Here is a 20,165-nt window from a genome sequence, read left to right as displayed (position 1 = left end):
GGCGCATCGTCGGGACATGGCCGTTCGACGCTTCCTGATCGCCGTTGGTGTGTGTACCGCCGTCCTCGGGTGGGCCTTCCCGGATGGTGCCGCGGCGTTGGTTCCGGACGCGCCATCCGGGGGGCCCGCCGTGGTGGTCGACCGTGGTCCCACCGCGGCGGCGCCTTCCCCGCGTCCGGACGCCGCCGAGCCGGTGATACCCGGGCGCGCGTGGTCGTGGCCGCTGACGCCACCCCACCCGGTACTGGCCCGCTTCGCCCCCGGCCCACAGCGATGGTCGCCCGGTCACCGTGGCGTCGATCTGGGGGCCACCGCCGGGGCGGCTCTGCTCGCCCCCTCCGACGGCGTGGTGTCCTTCGCGGGCGCCGTCGCGGGTCGTGGGGTGCTGGTGATCAGCCATCCGAACGGGGTCCGCACCACCTATGAGCCCGTGGCCGCGCTGGTCGGAGTGGGTCACCCGGTGCGCTCGGGCCAGATCGTGGGCCGCGTGCTGGCCACCGGATCACATTGCGCTCAGGCGACGTGCCTGCACTGGGGCGCGCTGCGTGGGCAGACCTATCTCGACCCGCTGTCGCTGCTCGGCCTGCGGCCACCACCGGTGCTGCTCCCACTGCTCCCGCTGGTGCCGGTGGGGGTCAGGACCGCCGTGGCCGCTCCGGCGTCGCCGGGTCAGCCGGCCTCGGCGAGTTTGGCGCGCAGCTGCATCACGGCCTTGGTGTGCATCTGACAGATCCGCGATTCGGTGACCCCGAGCACCCGCCCGATCTCGGCCAACGTCAGCCCCTCGTAGTAGTAGAGGGTGATCACGATCTTCTCGCGTTCGGGCAGCTGGTTGATCGCCCGCGACAGGATGAACTTGGTCTCTTCTGCCTCGAAGGCAGTGACCGGGTCCTCGGCCTTGGTGTCCTCGAGGGTGTCGACGAGCGAGAGCTTGTCGCCCTTCTCCCCGCCGACGGTCAGCAGCTCGTCGAGCGCCACCACGTTCACGTACGAGACCTGGGAGAAGATCGAGTGCAGCTCCGGCAGGCTGATGCCCAGCCGGGCGGCGACCTCGACCTCGGTCGGGCTGCGGTGCAGCTCGGCCTCGAGGGTGGAGTAGGCGCGTTCGACCTCACGGGCCTTGTAGCGGATCGAGCGCGGGATCCAGTCGATGGCTCGCAGCTCGTCGATGATGGCGCCGCGGATCCGCGAGATGGCATAGGTCTCGAACTTGATCGCGCGTTCGATGTCGAACTTCTCGATGGCGTCGATCAGCCCGAAGATCCCGTAGGACACCAGGTCGGCCTGCTCGATGTTCGGCGGCAACCCGACGCCCACCCGGCCGGCCACATACTTGACCAGCGGCGAATAGTGCAGGATCAGCTGCTCGCGGGTGACGGGGTCAGCCGTCGCCTTGAACTCCACCCACAGCGCCCGCAGGGCTGCCTCGTTGGCGGCCACAGGGTCCACCTGGACCCTGACCTCGTTGGCGACCACTCGGCCGTTTCTCCCCTCTGCCCCGTGGGCGTGCGTTCGCCGCAGAGGTCCGCGCGCGTCACGCGCGGGGGTGCGCCTGACGATGCCCGGCACGCAACCGCTCGACCGAGACGTGCGTGTAGATCTGCGTTGTTGACAGCGTAGCGTGACCGAGCAACTCCTGTACGCTACGCAGGTCCGCGCCGCCGTCCAACAAGTGCGTCGCCGCCGAATGGCGTAACGCGTGAGGACCGATGTCCGGGGCGCCGGTCACCGACCCTGCCGCGCGGTGAACCACCTCGCGCACCTGACGCGGATCCACCCGCCCGCCGCGGCGGCCCAGGAACACCGCGTCGCGTGAGTCGGCGCGGCGGGGCATGACCGGCCGGCCGTCGTCCAGCCAGGCCTGCAGCGCACGGGCCGCGGGGACGCCGTAGGGCACCACCCGCTCCTTGCCTCCCTTGCCGAGCACCCGCAGGATCCGCCGGCCATGGTCGATGTCGGCCAGATCCAGACCGACCAGCTCACTGACCCGCACCCCGGTGGCGTAGAGCAGCTCGAGCAGGGCGCGATCGCGGACGGCGACCGCGACGTCGACCGACCCGGCCTCACCTCGCTCTCGGCCGGACTGCGCTGCCCGGACATCCGCCTCGGCCACATCGAGCAGTTCGGTGGCCTGACCCTGACGCAGCACCCCGGGCAGCACCCTGCCCGCCTTCGGCGAGCGCAGCCGCACGCCGGGGTCGGTCGGGATCCGCCCCGTGCGCGCCAACCAGCGCGTGAACGTGCGCGCGGACGCCGCCCGCCGGGCCAGGGTCGCGCGAGCCAGCCCCTCGGCGCTCATCCCTGCGAGCCAGGACCGCAGCAGCGCCAGATCGATCAGCGCCAGATCGATCAGCGCCGAGTCGATCAGGGCCGAGTCGATCAGCGCGGGGTCGTCCCGGGGCACCTCGATCGCCTCGTCGGGCGTGGCACCAGGCGATCGGCTCGCCGCGAAGGCCAGCAGGTGCCGGATGTCGGTCAGGTAGGCCCGGCGCGTGTGCTCCGATCGACCGCTCTCGAGCCGGAGGTGATCACCGTAGGCGGCCAGCAGCGGCTCGACGGCGGTCTCCATCTGCCCACGGTGGCCTGCCGACCCGCTGCCCACAAGACGGCGCGCTCACCCGAGCGCCCGCGAGCCGCGGGAGGAGTCCCGGGACGGGCGGGGCGAGCGAACCCAGTGCCCGTGAACCCCGATCACCAGGCCGTGGCCGACCAACCACGCCAACACCGGACGCACCGTGGCCGGCTCCAGACCGGCACTGCGGCTGATCGCGTCCAGACTGACCGGCTTGCGCACCGGCACGAACTCGTAGACCCGCAGCTGTTCGGCAGTCAGCCCGTCGTGGGGCTCGGGCACCACCACCGGCTCCGGCGCAACCGCGTCCCCGATCGCGGAGGCCAACTCGACCACCTCGCCGGCGTCGCAGACACAGACCGCGCCGTTGCGCAGCAACCGGTGGCACCCGGCCGACAGCGCCGACGTCACCGGCCCGGGGCAGGCGCCCACCGGACGGCCCAGCCCGAGGGCGTGGTTGGCGGTGTTCTGTGCACCCGAACGCCATGCCGCCTCGACCACCACGGTGGTGGTCGCCATGGCGGCGATCAGCCGGTTGCGTTGCAGGAACCGGAATCGGGTCGGGGAAGAGCCGGGCGGCACCTCGCTGAGCACGCAGCCCTGCTCGGCAACCTGCCGCAGCAAACGGTCGTTGCCGCTGGGGTAGAACCGGTCGATGCCGTTCGCCAGCACCGCGAGCGTGCGGCCCTGGGCGGCCAGGGCCACCCGATGCGCCGCAGCGTCGATGCCGTAGGCGCCACCGGAGATCACGGTGAACCCCGCCTCCACACACCCGAGCACGATCGACGAGGTCAGGTCCGTGCCGTAGTAGGTGGCGGTCCGAGCACCGACCACCGCCACCGAGCGCGCACAGGACGGCGCCACCGGCATCGGCCCACGCACCCACAGGCACACCGGTCGGCTGATGCCCAGGTCGTCCAGTCCCACCGGCCAGTCCGGATCACCCGGGACGAGCACGCCCCCGCCGAATCGGGCCGCCACCGTCAGGTCGCGCACCGGATCCACCTGGCTCAACCGGACCAACCATCGTTCGTGCACCCCCGGTGCCGCTGCGCCACGGTCGATCAGCAGCCGCAGTCCCTCACCCGCGCCATACTCCGCCACGAACGCCCAGGCGGCCACGTCACCGGGTTCGATCAACCGACTCCATGCCACCCGGCAGCCGCGATCGTCATCCGGGTCGTACCACTGCGGGAACCGCGATCCCGCGATCGCCGTCATGCCGCCACCCGGCCTTGACGCCGCATCATCACGGCCTGATCGACATCCTGGACGCCCGGTCTGTCGCGGCCCGCCAGATCCGCGAGGGTCCATGCCAGGCGCAGCATCCGGTCGTACCCGCGCATGGTCACCTCGCCGGTGTCGAACCGGACGTCCAACGGTCGGGTGACCGCCGCCGGCAGCTTGAGCGCCGTCCGCAGGTGGCTGCCGTCGACCGTGCCGTTGAGCCGCCACGGCGTCGCGACCAGTCGCTCGGCCTGTGCCGCCCGGGCCGCCTCGATCCGCACCCGGACCTGCCGGCTGGACTCGCCCCGGCTCGACACCAACAGGTCGGCCCGCGAGAGCCCACCGACCTCGATCTGCAGGTCGATCCGGTCGAGCAGCGGACCGGACAGTCGGCCCAGATATCGTCGGCGCGCCGCCGGGGTGCACGTACAGTCCATGCCCTTGCCCCACGAACGCCCGCACGGGCACGGGTTCGCGGCCAGCACCAGCTGGAACCGTGCCGGGTACCGCGCCGTCCCCTGCACCCGGTGCAGCGTGAGCACGCCTTGTTCGAGCGGCTGACGCAGGGCGTCGAGGGCACGCTGTTCGAATTCCGCGGCCTCGTCCAGGAACAGCACGCCTCGGTGAGCGCGCGAGGCGGCGCCCGGCCGAGGCAATCCGCTGCCCCCACCGACCAGGGCCACCGGGGTACAGGTGTGGTGGGGATCCTCGAACGGCGGGCGTCGGATCAGTCCGGCGGCGGCGTCCAGGGTGCCCGAGACCGAGTGCACCGCGGTCACCTCCATCGCGGCGGCGTCGTCCAGATCGGGCAACAGGCCGGGCAACCGGGCGGCGAGCATCGTCTTGCCGGCGCCCGGTGGGCCGATCATGAGCATGTGGTGACCCCCGGCCGCCGCAACCTCCAGGGCGTGACGAGCCGTGCTCTGACCGACGACGTCCGCCAGGTCGGGCTCGGGCCGGGGCTCGAGCGGTAGCCCACCGTCCGGGTCGGGCTCCGGTTCGAACACCGGCTCACCGGTGTGCAGCGCGATGAGCTCGCCGAGGGTGGCCACCGAGACCACCTCGGCGCCGGGCACCAACCGGGCCTCGACGGCGTTGCCGCGCGGCACCACCACCCGCCGATGACCGGCCCGAACCGCCGCAGCCACCGCGGGCAACACTCCCCGTACCGGGTGCACCCGCCCGTCCAGGCCCAGCTCACCCAGGTGCACCCGGCGGGCGACCGAGTCGGGATCGGCCCGGTCGCACGCCACGAGCAGCGCCGCCGCCACGGCCAGGTCGAACGCCGAGCCCCGCTTGGGAAGGTCGGCCGGCGACAGGTTCACCGTGATGCGCCGTGAGGGCAACGGCGCCCGGGCGTTGGACAGCGCGGCCCGAACCCGGTCACGCGACTCGGTCAGTGAGGTGTCCGGCAGCCCGACCAACACGAAGGCCGGCAGCCCCTCCGCGATGTCGGCCTCGACGGCGATCAGGTGTCCGGTCAGCCCGACCAGGGCCACGCAGTGACTACGTCCGAGGGCCACTCAGATCACTGCCTTGAGGTGCTCGATCCGGGGCCCGCCGCGGCGGGGCACGGTCACGGCCACGACGTCGAAGCGCACCTGCCCGAACCACCGGTCCTGCCCCGCCAGCCAGGTCGCGGCCAGTCGGTGCAACCGGGCCAGCTTCAGCGGTGTGACGGCGTCCAACGGACCACCCGCCCGCAGCGATCGACGGGTCTTGACCTCGCAGATCACCAGGGTGTGCGTCGGGCCGTTCTCGTCGCCCTCCTCGGCGATGATGTCGACCTCGCCCCAGCGGCACCGCCAGCGTTGCGCCAGGATGCGCATGCCGGCCTCGGTCAGATGCCGAGCCGCGATCCTCTCGCCGTACTCACCCAGTGCCTGGGTCCCTGATACCTGCCCCGCCGACTGCGTGGACGCCACGGTGACCACCTCCGCGGGCCAGCCAAGCCCGCCGGGGCCTGGTCGCGCCTGCGGTGATCCGCAGCCTGTGGACGGTGGGACGACTCAGCGATTCTGTGCCCGCAACGAGGCGGACGTCGCGAGACGTCCAGTCCGTCGATCCGTCGAGACGATCCGTCGGGGCGATCAGTGCGGGAAGTCCGCCGACTTGGTCGGGTCGAACTCGCTCTTGGCCAACTCCTCCACGTTGACGTCCTTGAAGGTCACCACACGCACCGTCTTGACGAACCGGGCCGGACGGTAGACGTCCCACACCCAGGCGTCGTTCATGGTGACCTCGAAGTACACCTCGCCGGCGGCCGAGCGAACCTGCAGGTCGACCGAGTTGGCCAGGTAGAACCGGCGCTCGGTCTCGACCACGTAGGTGAACAAACCGACCACGTCGCGGTACTCGCGATAGAGCTGCAGCTCCATCTCGGTCTCGTAGTTCTCGAGGTCCTCCGCGCTCATGCCTGGTCCCGCTCCATGTTGGTCTCGCCTGATCTCGGTTGGTCTCGTCTGATTCTTGCCCGGAGTCTCGCCCGGACATCGTGGTGGTCGTCCCGATCGCAACCGGCTCCCCCGGTCGATCCATCTTGCCTCGTCACCCCGCCGCCCACCCACATCGACGCTCAGCCGGAGCCACCAATCCCCCGCCCACGCCCGCAACCGCCGGTGCGGCGCTCACCCCGCCACCGTCACGCCCAGCGCCGCGGCCGCCACCCCCACCACCACACTGACGCCCACGTTCCAGGCCGCCACCCGGCCCTCGCCTTCCTCGATCAGGTACAGCGTCTGAGCACCGAAGGTCGAATACGTGGTCAGTGCGCCACAGAACCCCGCTCCCAGCAGCGCCGCCAGCTGCGGTGGCTCCTGCACCGAGATCACCCCCAGCAGGAACGAGCCCACGAGGTTGACCACGAGGGTCCCCCAGGGGAACAGGCCCACCGGGCGCACGATCTCACGCGCGGACGCCAGCCGGTCGACGACGGCCGTCACCGAACGGTCGACCAGGTAGCGGGTGGGTGCCCCCACGGCGCCCCCCGCCACCACCAGCATCGCCGAGGTCATCGAGGTCACCCGCGGCCCACCCCCAACGCCCGGCGCGTCAGCACCGCGCCGGCCCAGACCGCGAGCACCGCGATCACCGGGGTTGCCACCAGGTAGGACGCGGCCACCAGCCACCGCCCGTCGCGCGCGAGCCGGCCGACGTCCACCGCGTACGCGGAGAACGTGGTGAACCCACCCAGGAATCCCGGCCCGAACAACGGCCTGACCCACCAGTGCTCCGGCCACCGGTGCGTCACCAGCACCGCGAGCACCCCGATGGCCGCGCAACCCACGGCGTTGACGGCCAGCGTGGTCAGCGGCCAGCCGCCCAGCGAACTCAGCACGAAGCGCGCCAGCGCCCCCGCGGCTCCCCCGACCGCCACCGCGGCGACCACCCCGAGTCGGGGGCCGCCGTCACGACGCCGTTCAGGCCGTCGGCGCACAGGCCTTGATGTTCCAGGACCGCCGGTGCCACTCACACGGACCCAGCTCGCGCAGCGCCGCTACGTGCTCGGGAGCGGCATACCCCTTGTTCTCGTGCCACCCGAACTCCGGGCGCTTGCTCGACAGCTCGACCATCAACGCGTCGCGTTCCACCTTGGCCAGCACACTGGCCGCGGCCACCGCCGCGCAGCGCAGATCAGCCTTGATCATGGTGGTCACCCGGGGCTCGGCCACCAGGTCGACCTCGGGTGCCGGCTCACGCACCACGTCCTGGCGCGCCCCCGTGGCCGGCGCGAGCTGCGGCAGGTCGAACAACACCTCGTCGTCGCTCGGCGCGCCCACCCCGTGCTCGACCCGTGCCAGGTCGATCACCGCAGGACGCAACCAGTTGTGCGATCCGTCCAGCAGGACGACGTCCGGCACCCGGGGCAGCGCCGCGAGCGCGCGTCGTCCGGCCAGTCGCAGTGCCGGGACGATGCCGTAGGCGTCGATCTCCCACGATTGCGCATGCCCCACGGCGAAGGCCGTGGCCCACCGTTGCAGCTTGGGCACCAACGCCTCGCGGGCGGCGGGCGTCAGCAGTTTGGAGTCGCGCACCCCCGCGGGCGCCGTCCGGGTCGAGGCGGTGATCAGGACGACGCCCACGCTCACCGGACCGGCGAGCGCGCCTCGGCCCACCTCGTCCATCCCGGCGACCACCTCGGCGCCCTCGCGCAGCAGCGCTCGTTCGTGACGCAAGGTCGGGACGCCGGCCCGCGGCCCGCGCGTGGTCTGCGCACGGGATGCCCGCGAGGCCCGGGACGTCGCCACGGCTCAGTCCTTCTCGGGCACCCGGGCGAAGGTCTCACCCGGACCGGCCACGCCACCGGCATGCCCCAACGGCCAGACCACGACGAAGGCCTTACCCACCACGTTGGAGACCGGCACGAAGGGGGCCTGAGGGTTGAGCCGCGAGTCCTTCGAGACGCTGCGATGGTCGCCCATCACCCACAGGCTGTCCTTCGGCACGGTCACCGTGAACGTCTGCAGACTGGGTTCGTCGTTCGGGTAGAGGTACGTCTCGTCCAGGGCCACACCATTGACGGTGAGCCGTTTCTGCGCGTCGCAACACACCACCGTGTCGCCCGGCAGCCCGATGACCCGCTTGATCAGGTGCTCGCCGGAGTCCTGCGGCAGCAACCCGACGAAGGTCAACGTGGTGCGCAGCGCCCGGCGCAGCCCACCGTCCCCGGGGTCCTCCACCGCGGGCAACCAGGTGCCCGGGTCCTTGAACACCACCACGTCGCCGTGGTGCAGGTCCAAGGGGCCGGGGGTGAGCTTGCTGACCACCACCCGATCGCCCACGAGCAGGCTGTTCTCCATGGACGGCGAGGGAATGTAGAACGCCTGCACCAGGAACGTCTTGATGATCAGCGAGAGCGTCAGCGCCATCGCCAGGACGACCACCAGCTCGGTGACCCCCGCCACGAGGGTCTGCAACGGCGTACGGGGGGCAGCCGGACGCCCCGGGTTGCCCCGGCCCCGGCGCCGCTCACCCCGACCCGTGTCACGAGCAGTGTTCCGAGTGTTCCGAGTGTTCCGAGCAGTGTTGCGACCAGTGCCATGGTCACCACCCCGGCGCTCCTCGCCGCGGCGACGGCTGCGCTCGCCGCTCGAGCCGCTCTCGGCCGCCACCGGCAGCGGCACCGGCCCACGACGCTCGGAGGTGCGCCGCTCACCGGAGTCGTGCCGAGGGCCGATCGGACCGCCGGGCCACGGCAGCTCATGGCCCGGATCACCCGGATCATGGCCCCGATCTGGACCTGGGCCGTTCCTCGGGTCGGGCGGCGGGCCGTACCCCGCTGGTTCGCTCACTGCGTCCCCTCCTGGCCCTGCCCCCGGCTCACGGACGACATCCGCCCCAGCGGCCACCACACCGAGACCACCCGTCCCACCACATGGTCCACCGGAACCATGCCACCACCGGGATCCCCGAGATGGGCCCGTGAGTCGGCCGAGTCGCTGCGGTCATCGCCCATGACCCACAGCCGCTCGGCAGGCACCCGGACGTCGAACCGGATCGTGCTGGGCGCCTCGCCGGGGGCGAGGTAGGGCTCGGTGAGCGCCACCCCGTCGACCGTGATGCGGCCCTGGGCATCGCAGCAGGTCACCCGCTCGCCCGGCAGCCCGACGATCCGCTTGACGAAATCGTCGCGTCCGACCGGGACGCCCACCGCGGCGGCGATGGCCCGCCCTGCCGCGACGAGCGCATTACGCGCCGGCGGAGGCGATGGCGCGAACACCCCGGCTCCGTCGAAGACGATGACGTCGCCACGCCGGAGATCGTGGGCACCGAGCCGCGAGGCGAGCACCCGCTCGCCCGGCCGCAGGGTGGGGCTCATCGACCCGCTGGGGATCACGAAGGACTGCACCAGGAAGGCCCGGACCGCGATCACCGCCACCGCGGCGACCAGCAGGATCACCAGCACCCGCGCAGCCGACGGCCGAGCCGCCACCTCGGCGGTCTGTGGTGTCACCGGGCGAACCGGCGGCGAGCCAGGACGGCGCCTGGTCGGCGTCAGTGCGCCGCGACGCTCTCGCGCTTCTCCTTGATCTTGGCGGCCTTGCCGCGCAGGGAGCGCAGGTAGTACAGCTTCGCCCGACGCACGTCGCCGCGGGTGACCACCTCGAGCTTCTCGATGATCGGGGAGTGCACCGGGAAGGTGCGCTCGACGCCGACCCCGAAGCTGACCTTGCGGACCGTGAAGGTCTCGCGCACACCGCCACCACTGCGGCGGATCACCACGCCCTGGAAGACCTGGATGCGGGAGCGGGTGCCCTCGACGACCTTGACGTGAACCTTGAGGGTGTCACCGGCGCGGAAGGCCGGGATGTCCTGCCGCAGCGAGACGGAGTCGATGCTGTCCAGGGTGTGCATGATGAGTCGCTCTCTCGCAGGTGCCACAGGTCATCCGCGGTGCTCGAAGGGGTTCGTCGGGTGCCGTCGTTCCGGGTAGCAGCCCCCCTGTGGCAGGGCACGCTCGGACGACAGGCAACGGTTGGTCAGTGTGCCACACCGGCCGGTGAGGCTCGAAATCGGCATCAGCCGACCCATCCCTCCTCGGCGAGCACCTCACGCTCGCGCGGGGTGGGCTCACGCTCGGCCAACCAGGCCGCGATCAGGTCCGGACGCCGTCGCGCGGTGCGCCGCAGCCGTTGCTCGTGGCGCCAGTCGGCCACTCTGGCGTGGTGACCGGAGGCGAGCACCTCGGGCACGTCCCGCCCACGCCAGGAAGCGGGGCGGGTGTAGACGGGATACTCGAGCAGGTGTCCCTCGTGGCTCTCCTCCACCAGGGACTCGGCGTTGCCGACCACCCCGGGCAGCAATCGCACCACGGCCTCGATCACCGCCAGCGCTGCCACCTCACCGCCGTTCAGGACGTAGTCGCCCAGGCTGACCGCTCGCACCGGCATGCGCCCGGCAGCGTCGTCCAGGACCCGCTCGTCGATGCCCTCGTACCGCCCGCAGGCGAACGCCAGCCAGTCCAGGCCGGCCAGGTCGTGGGCCATCGCCTGATCGAATCGCTGCCCCGAGGGGCTGGGTACCAGCAGCGTCGGGACCGCGCTCGTCCCATCGCTCGGACGATCACTCGGGGCAGTGCCGAGCAGGTGATCGAGGGCCTCGCCCCAGGGCTCGGGCCGCATCACCATGCCGGCCCCACCACCGGCGGGCGCGTCGTCCACGGTGCGATGCCGGTCGTGAGTGAAATCGCGCAGGTCGTGCACGGCGAGCTCGACCAGTCCGGACCGGCGCGCCTTGCCGATCAGGGACAGCTCGAGTGGCGCCAGGTACTCGGGGAAGATCGTGACGACGTCGATGCGCACGGCGGCCTCGGCTGATCCCTCAGTCGTCGTCGAGGTCGGACAGCAGGCCGGGTGGGGCGTCGATCACCACGCGCCCCCCGGCGATGTCGACCTCGGGCACCATCGCGGTGACCAGCGGCACCAACCGACGTTCGCCACCGGGTACCTCGACCTCGAGCAGGTCCTGGGCCGGCAGGTGCTCGACACCGACGACCCGCCCCAGGCTCTCCCCCGCCGGGTCGAGCGCCACCAGCCCGATCAGGTCGTGGTCGTACCAGGCGTCGTCCTCGGTGTCCGCCTCGGCCTCCGCCACGTCGAGCTCGAGCCGGACGCCGCGCAGCGCCTCGGCGGCGTTGCGGTCGGCGATCTCGGCGAACCCCAGCAGCCGGACGCCGTTGTGGTCGCGCGTGGCGGTCACGGTCAGGGTCTCGGGCAGACCGGGACGCGACGGTGCCAGGAACAGCACGGAGCCCGGGGCGAAGCGCGACTCGGGATCATCGGTGTGCACCTGAACGGTGACCTCACCACGAATCCCGTGCGCGCGCCCGACCCGGGCTACGAGCAGACGCAAGGTGCCGTCGACGTCAGCGGCCACGGTCGACGTCGACGACGTCGACCCGCACCGGCTTGCCGTCGGCCAATGCCTTGATCACCGTGCGCAACGCGGTGGCGGTGCGCCCGGAACGGCCGATGACACGGCCGAGGTCCTCCGGGTGGACCCGCACCTCGAGCAGGCTCCCGCGCCGCTGCGGCTTGGTGCGCACCTGGACGTCGTCCGGATGCGCCACGATTCCGCGGACCAGGTGCTCGAGCGCGTCGACCAGCATGCTCAGGCCTCGGCAGCCGCGGGCTCGGCGGGCGCTGCCTCGGCAGGTGCCTCGGCGGCGGGCACCTCGGCGGGTGCCTCGACCGGTGCGGCCTCGGCCTTCTCGGCGGCCGCCTTCTTCTTGGCCTTGGGCGTGGTGGCGGCCGCCTTGGGCTCGTTCATGGCCTCCTTGGCGGCGGCCTCGAACACGGCCTTCTTGTCCACCTTGGCCTCGGCGACCCTCAGGGTGCCCTCGGCGCCGGGCAGACCCTTGAACTTCTGCCAGTCACCGGTGATCTTCAGGATGGCGAGCACCTGCTCGGTCGGCTGCGCGCCGACACCCAGCCAGTACTGCGCGCGGGCCGAGTCGACCTCGATGGTCGAGGGCTCGTTGGTGGGGTGGTACTTGCCGATCTCCTCGATCGCCCGACCATCGCGCTTGGTGCGCGAGTCGGCGACGACGATGCGGTAATAGGGGGCGCGGATCTTGCCCATGCGCTTGAGGCGGATCTTGACGGCCACGAGTCGGAGTGCTCCAGATTCTGCTTCGGGTGAGCGGTGCCGGGCGCCGGGTGGGGACCGGGCGGACCGGGATTGCTCGAGACGGACACATCGGGAACGGAGAGAGGGGCCGCGCCTGACGGGTACGGCGAACCATTCTGCCAGACCCCGACGACGCCTCCGACCACCCCTCGGAGCAGGCCTCGGACCACCCCTCGGAGCAGGCTTCAGCCACTCAGGTCGAACACCACGGCGTCACCGCGATCCGTGCGGGTGATCCCCAGGCCCGACACGGGCGCGTCCCCGGCGCCCAGCCAGGAACCCGGGCCGGTTCGCGAACGCACCACGACCACCGTGCGCACGCCGTGGGCCTGCAACGCCGCCACGCTCGCGGCGTCCGGGAAGGTCGATGCCTGATCGCGCAACCGCTGCTGTTCGGCGGCGTTGAAGCCGCTGTCACCGTTGGCCACCACCGGCCACCCCTCGGTGGTCCAGAACATCAGGTGGTAGTCGGCCACCTGGCCCGAGGGCAGCAGCATGATCGGCTGGGGCAGCGCCGCCAGGTCGATCGGGGCCAGCGGCACGGTCCAGTGCGGAGTGCGGTCGAGACCCTCGACGTACACCCCCATCGACGGCACCGCCAACAACCCGACGATCACGATGCGGGTCAGCCAGTCCCGCCCCCGCAGGTACCCGGGGCTGGACTGCGACCTGCGCCAGGCGAGCTCCTCTCGGGTGTTCCACTCGCTCACCAGGGCCTCGGTGATCCGCGTGATCGCCCCGGCGGCGAGCAGGCACAGCCCGAGGGTCACCCAGATCATCAGCCGCCCGGGGGTGCGCAGGTGTTCCCACCCGGGCAGGTGGTCGTACAACGGCAGGTAGGTGTACCGGCCGCCCGCCGGACCCCGGGTGCCGATGGCGGCCACCGCCACGATCCCGGTGATCAGTCCCAGCACCAGCCGCCGACGCAGCGGCCACGCCGAGATGAACAGTCCGGCCACGCCGAGCCCGAGCAGCAGGATGCCCGGGGACATGTACATCTCCGGCGGCCACAGGTGACCGTCGATCTCGGCCCGCCACGGCGTCATCGACCCGGCCCACACCCGGTTGACCGAGTTGGCCGTCAACAGTCCGTACCAGGGCGGCGAGAACAGACCCAACATGCCCTCGACACGCTGCGCGTCGGGGTGCGCGGCCAGCACGCGCTGGTGCGGGATCGCCAGGAGGTAGGCCGCGGCGAGGAAGACCACTCCCCCGACCAGATCGGCCACCAGGATGCCGCGCAGCCGGCTCAGGCCCGCTCGACGTCGTCCGACGGCCAGCCAGCCGACGGTCCAGCCGAGCATGAGCAGGGCCAGGAAGTAGCCGAACCAGATCCCGGTGGCGAAGCCGTACGTCAGCTGCCACGCCGCGACCAGCCACCCGGCCAGCACCCAGCGGGCCCGCAACCGCTCCGGACGCCAGCCGTGCCGCAGCGACCAGGCGTGGCCGTGGGCCAGCAGCGCCGCCGACAGCGCGATCCCCCCGGTGGACAGAATGTTGATGTGGATCACCTGGGTGTCGCGCCAGGGCGCGAAGGCGAAACCGATCGCCGCCAGCGAGGCTGCCGGGACGGCGGCGCCGAGCACTCTGGCCAGCAGGTAGGCCCCCAGCGCAGCCATCGCCGTGGCCACCAGCAGGGCCAGGTTGAGCTGGGCCAGGGCACCCGCCTGGCCGGACGGCGTCACCCAGCTCAGCGGCAGGTAGCCCAGGACGACGTCGGTGTAGGCGAGGTTGTCGGGCGCCTGCGAGAAGGTGTTGGTGGTCCACATCCCGGAGGTGATCGAGGCGGGATCCTCACCGATCGCGTGACCCACCCAGGCCAGCTGCCAGGCGAAGTACAGGGGATCGCCGAAATCACCCGCGACGGTGGTGGTCAGCCCGGTCAGCAGCTTCCAGTCGCTGGCCAGGGTCGCCCCGACCGCGAGCAGCAGCGCCCAGAGAGCCTCGACCCGACGCGACATCAGGCGCCGAGGACGCGCCCGCGCAGCACGCTCAGTCTCGGGTGGGCCAGCGCGGCCACGTCGGCTCGGGGGTCGGCGTCCAGCACCAAAAGGTCGGCGCCGGCGCCCTCGTCGAGCCCGGGGCGCCCGAGCCACGACCGGGCGCCCCAGCACGCGCCGTCCAGGGCACTCGTGGCGGGCAGACCGGCGAGGACCAACTCGGCGACCTCCTCGGCGACCCGGCCGTGGGCGATGTTGCCGCCGGCGTCGGTGCCGACGAAGATCGGCAGCCCGGCGTCGAACGCCGCGCCGATGGTGGCGTAGCGCTGCTCGTGCAGCCGGCGCATGTGCGTGCCATAGGTGGGGAACTTGGCCCCGGCGGCATCGGCGAAGACCGTGAAGTTGTCGATGTTGATCAGCGTGGGCACGATCGCGACGCCGCGGGCCGCAGCCAACGCGATGGTCTCGCTGGTCAGCCCGCTGCCGTGCTCGATGCAGTCGATGCCGGCCTGGATCAGGTCCTCGAGGCAGTCCTCACCGAAGCAGTGAGCGGTGACCCGGGCGCCGGCCTCGTGGGCGGCGTCCATCGCCACCTTCAGGGCGTCGGCGGGCCAGCAGGGAGTCAGGTCGCCGACCTCGCGATCGATCCAGTCACCGACGATCTTCACCCAGCCGTCGCCCCGCGCGGCCTCGGCGCGGATGTGGTCGGCCAGTTCGTCCGGCTCGCTCTCGTGCGCCACGCCGCGGATGTAGCGCCCGGTGCGGGCGATGTGGCGGCCGGCTCGGATGATCCGGGGCAGGTCCTCGCGCTCGTCGATCCAGCGGGTGTCGACCGGCGAACCGGCGTCACGGATCAACATCGTCCCACCGGCCAGATCGGCTCGGGCTTGGTCCTCGGTGAGTTCGGCCGACGCCGTCACCTCGTGCGGATCGAGCCCGATGTGGCAGTGGGCATCCACCAGCCCGGGGATCACCCAGCCATCGGCCAGCTCGACCACGTCGGTGGCGTGTGACGGACGCTCGAAGGTGAGCCGCCCACCGATCACCCAGGCCTCGGCCACCTCGTCGTCCGGGCTCACCAGGACGTGACCGCTCAGATGCAGGACCGGCTCACCCATGGCGACAACCTAACCGCAGCGCCAGCCGAGATCGACCTCGACCCACGTGGAGATGATCTCTTCTCGCGCTCCACGGCCGAGGCTTCGTCGAGTTGACCACCGATGTCGGTGGTCAAACCCACGAACCCTCGGGGCGTTGTCCACAGATCGCGGTGAGCCCACCTCGTGCGCTGCCGGCGCATCCAGACTCGCTTCGTGCATGCTCGGCAAGACCTCTCCCCCGCCCTGCGGCGGCTGATCCAGATCCAGCAAGGTGTGGTCAGCCACCGGCAGCTGCTGGACGGCGGGCTGTCGCCCCGCGCGGTGGAACGCCTTGCCCGGCAATGGCATCGCATGGCCCGGGGCATCCACCTGGTCGGCATGGTCACCGACGAGCCGCCACTGATCGCACGGGTGTGGACGGGAGTCCTTCTCGGCGGGCCGGGGGCACGTGCCGCCCGTATCACCGCTGGGCTGCTCGACGGTCTGGCCGCCCCCGGTGAACGCTTCCGCGACCGCCACGGTCAGTGGCGGGTGACCGACGAGGAGATCGAGATCCTGGTTCCGGGCGGGCCACGCAGACCACGACCGGGTTACCTCTTCCTGCGGGAGAGCCCGGGCGTGCGCTTGCCATCCGCGGCACCGGAACCGCAGCGGACGCGCATCGAGGACTCGGTGCTGGACCTGTGCGCGATCGGCAACGAGGAGTCGGCCGTCATGTGGCTCACTCGCGCCAGTCAACGCCGGCTGACCACCCCCGGCAGACTGCGAGCACGCCTGCAGGAACGCCCCAACGCCACCTCGAGGGCCTGGATCGGCGACGTGCTCACCGACGCGGCGCACGGGGTGACCAGCAACCTCGAGCTTCATGCCCTGCGCGAGGTGTTCCGTCCCCACGGCCTTCCGATGCCGACCCTGCAACATCGCACCGGCACGGGGAACCGGGTCGCCGATGCGGCGATCCCGGCCTACCGGTTACTGATCGAGTTCGACGGCCGACTCGGGCACGTCGAAGAAGGCAGCTTTCGCGATCGTCTACGGGACAACGCACACACCCTCGACGGCTGGATCACCCTGCGCTTCGGCTGGGCCGACGTGCTCGCCGACCCCTGTGGCGTCGCGGCGATGATCGCGCAGGCACTGCACCTGCTCGGCTGGACCGGCGAGATCACCCGCTGCCCCCGGTGTCGGTGACCACGCACGGGGGGATCGCCGAGGCTTCGTCGAGTTGACCACCGATGTCGGGGGTCAACTCCACGAACCCTCGCGGGATGAGGCCGTCAGCGACCGAGGAACTTCTCGAAGCCCGGGGGCAACTCGAGGTTCGACGGGTCGATCGCGCCGGGGCCGTCCTGCCCGCCGAGGCCGCCCAGGATGCCGCCGGTCCCGGCCGCGCCGGAGGAGGTGCCCTCACGCGCCGCCCGTTCCTGCTGAGCACGCTTGGCCGGGTTGCCGGACTTGGCCTTGCCCTTGCGGGCCGGCGGAGCGGTGCGGCCACGGGACTTCTTGCCGCCGCCGACACCCGGCATGCCGGGCATGCCCATGCCGGGCATGCCGCCCATGCCGCGGCGCATCTGGCGCATCATCTTCTGTGCCTCGGTGAACCGCTCCATCAGCGTGTTCACCTCGCTGACCTGAACGCCCGACCCCTTGGCGATGCGCAACCGGCGCGAGCCGTTGAGGATCTTCGGCTGGCGGCGCTCCTGCGGCGTCATCGACTTGATGATCGCCTCGACCCGGTCCATCTCGCGCTCGTCGAAGTTCTCGAGCTGCTCACGCAACTCACCCATGCCGGGCAACATGCCGAGCATCTTCTTGATCGAGCCCATGTTCTTCAGCGCAGCCATCTGCTGCAGGAAGTCATCGAGGGTGAAGTCCTCGTCGGCGGCGAACTTGGCCGCCATCGCCTCGGCCTGCTCGGCGTCGAACGCCTTCTGCGCCTGCTCGATCAGGGTGAGCACGTCACCCATGTCGAGGATCCGCGAGGCCATGCGGTCGGGGTGGAACAGCTCGAACTCGTCGAGCTTCTCCCCCGTGGAGGCGAACAGGATCGGCTTTCCGGTGACCCCGACCACCGACAGCGCCGCACCACCACGGGCGTCGCCGTCCAGCTTCGAGAGCACCACGCCGGTGAAGCCCACGCCGTCCGCGAAGGCATTGGCGGTCGCGACGGCGTCCTGACCGATCATGGCGTCGACCACGAACAGGATCTCGTCAGGGTTGACGGCGTCGCGAATGGCGGCCGCCTGGGCCATCATCTCGGCGTCCACACCGAGGCGGCCTGCGGTGTCGACGACGACGACGTCGTACTGCTTCTCGATCGCGTACTCGACACCTTGGGCGGCGACCGCCACCGGATTGCCGACCCCGGCCGACGGATTGGCCAGCGCGCCGGATGCCGAGGTGCCCGGGTGTGGAGCGAACACCTTCACGCCGGCGCGTTCGCCGACCACGGTCAACTGGTCAACGGCGTTGGGGCGCTGCAGGTCACAGGCCACCAGCAGGGGGGTGTGGCCCTGCTCCTTGAGCCACCGGCCGAGCTTGCCGGCCAGGGTCGTCTTACCCGCACCCTGCAGACCCGCGAGCAGGATCACCGTGGGCGGCAGCTTCGCCAGTTGCAGTCGACGGGTCTCGCCACCGAGCACCGTGACCAGCTCGTCGTGCACGATCTGCACGACCTGCTGGGCCGGGTTGAGCGCCTGCGAGACCTCGGAGGACAGTGCCCGTTCGCGGATCTGGCCGCAGAACCCCCGGACGACGGGCAGCGCGACGTCGGCGTCCAGCAACGCGCGACGAATCTCGCGAATGGTGGCGTCGACGTCGGCCTCGGACAGCCGCCCCTTGCCGCGCAGGGACTTGAAGGTCGCGGTCAGCCGCTCAGACAGGTTCGCAAACACGGCTCCAGCCTAACCGGCGGACGATCCGGCGGGCCGCTGACCACCCGTGTCACCGGCTCCACCGAATACCTCATCGCCGCCGGGGACTTTTCGGCCCAAGCGATCGGAGCCGGGACAGACCGCCCCGCCGCACGTCACCGGGCCGGCGGCAGGTGCCCTAGGCTCGCGATGATCACAATTAGTAGGCGCGCGATTACTCTTCGAAGTCGATCGCGAGCCTCAGGCGGACGTCGACACAAGGGAGCAATTCATGAGGCCCACGCCCGGTTTCATCGGACGGGTAACCCGCCCGAGAACGCGACCACTGGCAGCTCTGGCGGCCGGCGCCCTCGCCGTCGGCGGGGTCCTCGGCACCGCGCTTCCCGCGGCCGCCGTCGGTGTGAGCGTCACCTCCACGACGACGAACAGCGCCGCCTCCGGCACCGCCACCCCGCTGGCCGGATTGGGCATCCACAACACCAGCGGAACCCAGCAGGTGTCGCTGGCCGCCGATCAGGGAAGCCTGACCCTGACCAGCCACGCCAACCTGACCCTGGCCTACGGCTACACCTGGGAGGGTCCGGAGCTCGCCTTCACCGGGGAAGAGGCCGACATCAACACCGCGCTGGCCACCGCCCAGTTCACCGCCGACGACTCGACCGACACCGCGCACATCTCCCTGGCCACCGCCCCGTACGCCGCGGGCAAGGCCTTCCTGGCGGCCAACGGGCACTACTACGAGTTCGTCGCGGGATCGGGCATCACCTGGACCAACGCCAAGGCCGATGCCGAGAACGCGACCTTCGGCGGGGTCAACGGCTACCTGGCCCAGATTCCCTCTGCCACGGTCAACCAGTTCATCTCGAGCAAGATCCAGAACGCCATCAACGTCTGGATCGGCGCTCAGGCCGCTGACGTGGGCGGCGTACGCACCTGGACCTGGTCCGGTGGTCCGCTGGACGGCGAGATGTTCACCCAGTGCTCCAACGCCAACGGCGCCTGCACCCACACCGGCGACTCCGACAAGTACCAGTCCTGGGCAACCGGCGAGCCCAACAACTACCTGAACGGTGAGAGCAAGGCCGTCACCAACTGGAGCGGCAGTGTCGGCCGGTGGAACGACCTGGCCAACAACACCCCACAGGTCGCCGGCTATGTGATCGAGTACGGCGGCAACACGCCGATGACGGGTGTCGCCTCCGCGTCCAGCACCGTCTCGGTCTCCTCGTGGCAGCGCGGCACCGCCGCCAAGATCACCCAGGCGATCGCGGGCGACAAGAGCGCCGGCATCATCTGGACGGCGGCCCGCCCGATCGGTGTCAGCGTCACCCGCTACACGGCCGTGGCCCAGCCCGGTGGCGCCTCGTGCACCACCACCGGCACGACCTGCGTCATCAAGAACCTGGTGAACGGCCGCGTCTACACCGTCCGGGTCACCGCCTACGACGGCAACGGCAACGCCCTCACCACCTCGGCCAAGGCGAACGTCACCCCCCGCCCGGGCGTGGCCCTCAACCCCGGCCGCATCCGCGCCGGCGGCACGGCCTCCTTCAGCGCAGCGGGATTCAAGGTCGCCGGCACCGTCGTGGTCACCCGCAACGGCGCGGTCGTCGCCCGGCGCACGGCCAACGCCAACGGCGTGATCGGACCGGTGAGCATCGCCATCCCGTCCTCGGCCCGAGGCACCGTCACCGTCACCGCGACGGGGCCCAAGCCGTTGGGCACGGGCACCATCGTCCGGACGGACACCATCACGGTCACCCGCTGAGGACCTGATCCGCCGACACGGCAGACGTCGGGGGGCCGGGCAACCGGCCCCCCGATC

The 20,165-nt window shown here is 71.3% G+C and carries 22 protein-coding genes; 3 read left to right on the top strand and 19 right to left on the bottom strand.

The window, feature by feature from the left end; translation table 11 throughout:
• Window positions 1-16 precede the first annotated feature (16 nt).
• Window positions 17-727: a M23 family metallopeptidase gene (locus IPK24_12150; GenBank protein MBK8076287.1), complete on the top strand. Its 711-nt coding sequence runs from the start codon at window positions 17-19 to the stop codon at window positions 725-727.
• Here IPK24_12150 and whiG read toward each other — a convergent pair.
• The 18 genes from whiG to IPK24_12060 form a co-directional block, all read right to left on the bottom strand.
• Window positions 670-1,476 (bottom strand): RNA polymerase sigma factor WhiG, encoded by an 807-nt coding sequence (gene whiG, locus IPK24_12145; protein ID MBK8076286.1) that lies wholly within the window; start codon window positions 1,474-1,476, stop codon window positions 670-672. The genes IPK24_12150 and whiG overlap by 58 nt on opposite strands.
• Before the next feature lie 58 nt (window positions 1,477-1,534).
• Window positions 1,535-2,569 (bottom strand): tyrosine recombinase XerC, encoded by a 1,035-nt coding sequence (locus IPK24_12140; protein MBK8076285.1) that lies wholly within the window; start codon window positions 2,567-2,569, stop codon window positions 1,535-1,537.
• A 45-nt stretch (window positions 2,570-2,614) separates the two neighbouring features.
• Window positions 2,615-3,793 carry a DNA-protecting protein DprA gene (gene dprA, locus IPK24_12135; protein ID MBK8076284.1) on the bottom strand — a complete coding sequence of 393 codons (1,179 nt, stop codon included), beginning with the start codon at window positions 3,791-3,793 and terminating at the stop codon, window positions 2,615-2,617.
• A complete protein-coding gene (locus tag IPK24_12130; protein MBK8076283.1) occupies window positions 3,790-5,322 on the bottom strand; it encodes a YifB family Mg chelatase-like AAA ATPase in 1,533 nt (510 codons plus the stop codon). The genes dprA and IPK24_12130 overlap by 4 nt, the downstream gene beginning before the upstream one ends.
• A complete protein-coding gene (locus IPK24_12125) occupies window positions 5,323-5,724 on the bottom strand; it encodes a YraN family protein (protein MBK8076282.1) in 402 nt (133 codons plus the stop codon). It abuts the gene before it with no gap.
• Between the two features lie 165 nt (window positions 5,725-5,889).
• Entirely contained in the window at window positions 5,890-6,213 is a 324-nt protein-coding gene (locus IPK24_12120; GenBank protein ID MBK8076281.1) for a DUF2469 domain-containing protein, read from the bottom strand.
• Window positions 6,214-6,426: 213 nt separating this feature from the next.
• Entirely contained in the window at window positions 6,427-6,813 is a 387-nt protein-coding gene (locus tag IPK24_12115) for a CrcB family protein (protein MBK8076280.1), read from the bottom strand.
• Between the two features lie 5 nt (window positions 6,814-6,818).
• On the bottom strand, window positions 6,819-7,271 hold the full coding sequence (locus IPK24_12110) for a CrcB family protein (protein MBK8076279.1): 453 nt from the start codon (window positions 7,269-7,271) through the stop codon (window positions 6,819-6,821).
• Window positions 7,219-7,923 (bottom strand): ribonuclease HII, encoded by a 705-nt coding sequence (locus IPK24_12105; protein MBK8076278.1) that lies wholly within the window; start codon window positions 7,921-7,923, stop codon window positions 7,219-7,221. Before IPK24_12105 ends, IPK24_12110 begins: the two co-directional genes overlap by 53 nt.
• A 126-nt stretch (window positions 7,924-8,049) precedes the next feature.
• A complete protein-coding gene (gene lepB, locus IPK24_12100; GenBank protein ID MBK8076277.1) occupies window positions 8,050-8,667 on the bottom strand; it encodes a signal peptidase I in 618 nt (205 codons plus the stop codon).
• Between the two features lie 419 nt (window positions 8,668-9,086).
• The gene (lepB, locus tag IPK24_12095; GenBank protein MBK8076276.1) at window positions 9,087-9,698 is read right to left on the bottom strand and encodes a signal peptidase I; all 612 of its coding nucleotides are present in this window, start codon (window positions 9,696-9,698) and stop codon (window positions 9,087-9,089) included.
• A gap of 95 nt (window positions 9,699-9,793) precedes the next feature.
• Window positions 9,794-10,153 carry a 50S ribosomal protein L19 gene (rplS, locus tag IPK24_12090; protein MBK8076275.1) on the bottom strand — a complete coding sequence of 120 codons (360 nt, stop codon included), beginning with the start codon at window positions 10,151-10,153 and terminating at the stop codon, window positions 9,794-9,796.
• Window positions 10,154-10,317: 164 nt separating this feature from the next.
• Window positions 10,318-11,100 carry a tRNA (guanosine(37)-N1)-methyltransferase TrmD gene (gene trmD, locus IPK24_12085; GenBank protein ID MBK8076274.1) on the bottom strand — a complete coding sequence of 261 codons (783 nt, stop codon included), beginning with the start codon at window positions 11,098-11,100 and terminating at the stop codon, window positions 10,318-10,320.
• A gap of 19 nt (window positions 11,101-11,119) precedes the next feature.
• Window positions 11,120-11,650, bottom strand: a complete 531-nt coding sequence (gene rimM / locus IPK24_12080; GenBank protein MBK8076273.1) for a ribosome maturation factor RimM — start codon at window positions 11,648-11,650, stop codon at window positions 11,120-11,122.
• Between the two features lie 13 nt (window positions 11,651-11,663).
• A complete protein-coding gene (locus IPK24_12075; GenBank protein MBK8076272.1) occupies window positions 11,664-11,906 on the bottom strand; it encodes an RNA-binding protein in 243 nt (80 codons plus the stop codon).
• 2 nt (window positions 11,907-11,908) lie between these two features.
• Window positions 11,909-12,406 carry a 30S ribosomal protein S16 gene (rpsP, locus tag IPK24_12070; GenBank protein ID MBK8076271.1) on the bottom strand — a complete coding sequence of 166 codons (498 nt, stop codon included), beginning with the start codon at window positions 12,404-12,406 and terminating at the stop codon, window positions 11,909-11,911.
• A gap of 206 nt (window positions 12,407-12,612) precedes the next feature.
• Window positions 12,613-14,388: a hypothetical protein gene (locus IPK24_12065; GenBank protein MBK8076270.1), complete on the bottom strand. Its 1,776-nt coding sequence runs from the start codon at window positions 14,386-14,388 to the stop codon at window positions 12,613-12,615.
• Window positions 14,388-15,485 carry an amidohydrolase family protein gene (locus IPK24_12060; GenBank protein MBK8076269.1) on the bottom strand — a complete coding sequence of 366 codons (1,098 nt, stop codon included), beginning with the start codon at window positions 15,483-15,485 and terminating at the stop codon, window positions 14,388-14,390. The genes IPK24_12065 and IPK24_12060 overlap by 1 nt, the downstream gene beginning before the upstream one ends.
• Before the next feature lie 195 nt (window positions 15,486-15,680).
• Between IPK24_12060 and IPK24_12055 the strand changes: the two genes are divergently transcribed.
• The gene (locus IPK24_12055) at window positions 15,681-16,658 is read left to right on the top strand and encodes a DUF559 domain-containing protein (protein ID MBK8076268.1); all 978 of its coding nucleotides are present in this window, start codon (window positions 15,681-15,683) and stop codon (window positions 16,656-16,658) included.
• A gap of 86 nt (window positions 16,659-16,744) precedes the next feature.
• On the opposite strand, the gene ffh is transcribed toward IPK24_12055, so the two are convergent.
• Window positions 16,745-18,361 (bottom strand): signal recognition particle protein, encoded by a 1,617-nt coding sequence (gene ffh, locus IPK24_12050; protein MBK8076267.1) that lies wholly within the window; start codon window positions 18,359-18,361, stop codon window positions 16,745-16,747.
• A 250-nt stretch (window positions 18,362-18,611) separates the two neighbouring features.
• Between ffh and IPK24_12045 the strand changes: the two genes are divergently transcribed.
• Entirely contained in the window at window positions 18,612-20,108 is a 1,497-nt protein-coding gene (locus tag IPK24_12045; protein ID MBK8076266.1) for a hypothetical protein, read from the top strand.
• The last annotated feature ends 57 nt before the right edge of the window (window positions 20,109-20,165 follow it).

The organism is Kineosporiaceae bacterium, assembly GCA_016713225.1.
In the GTDB taxonomy this organism is placed as follows: domain Bacteria; phylum Actinomycetota; class Actinomycetes; order Actinomycetales; family Kineosporiaceae; genus JADJPO01.
Note: the sequence above shows the minus strand (reverse complement) of the source record. Positions and strands in the feature narration are given on the sequence as shown.

Excerpts from the sequence above, each read along its gene's own strand:
- IPK24_12150 (MBK8076287.1), top strand. The coding sequence starts at position 17 with ATGGCCGTTCGACGCTTCCTGATCGCCGTTGGTGTGTGTACCGCCGTC.
- IPK24_12140 (MBK8076285.1), bottom strand. The coding sequence starts at position 2,569 with ATGGAGACCGCCGTCGAGCCGCTGCTGGCCGCCTACGGTGATCACCTC.
- dprA (MBK8076284.1), bottom strand. The coding sequence starts at position 3,793 with ATGACGGCGATCGCGGGATCGCGGTTCCCGCAGTGGTACGACCCGGAT.
- IPK24_12120 (MBK8076281.1), bottom strand. The coding sequence starts at position 6,213 with ATGAGCGCGGAGGACCTCGAGAACTACGAGACCGAGATGGAGCTGCAG.
- IPK24_12115 (MBK8076280.1), bottom strand. The coding sequence starts at position 6,813 with ATGACCTCGGCGATGCTGGTGGTGGCGGGGGGCGCCGTGGGGGCACCC.
- IPK24_12105 (MBK8076278.1), bottom strand. The coding sequence starts at position 7,923 with ATGGACGAGGTGGGCCGAGGCGCGCTCGCCGGTCCGGTGAGCGTGGGC.
- lepB (MBK8076277.1), bottom strand. The coding sequence starts at position 8,667 with ATGGCGCTGACGCTCTCGCTGATCATCAAGACGTTCCTGGTGCAGGCG.
- rplS (MBK8076275.1), bottom strand. The coding sequence starts at position 10,153 with ATGCACACCCTGGACAGCATCGACTCCGTCTCGCTGCGGCAGGACATC.
- IPK24_12075 (MBK8076272.1), bottom strand. The coding sequence starts at position 11,906 with ATGCTGGTCGACGCGCTCGAGCACCTGGTCCGCGGAATCGTGGCGCAT.
- IPK24_12065 (MBK8076270.1), bottom strand. The coding sequence starts at position 14,388 with ATGTCGCGTCGGGTCGAGGCTCTCTGGGCGCTGCTGCTCGCGGTCGGG.
- IPK24_12060 (MBK8076269.1), bottom strand. The coding sequence starts at position 15,485 with ATGGGTGAGCCGGTCCTGCATCTGAGCGGTCACGTCCTGGTGAGCCCG.
- IPK24_12045 (MBK8076266.1), top strand. The coding sequence starts at position 18,612 with ATGAGGCCCACGCCCGGTTTCATCGGACGGGTAACCCGCCCGAGAACG.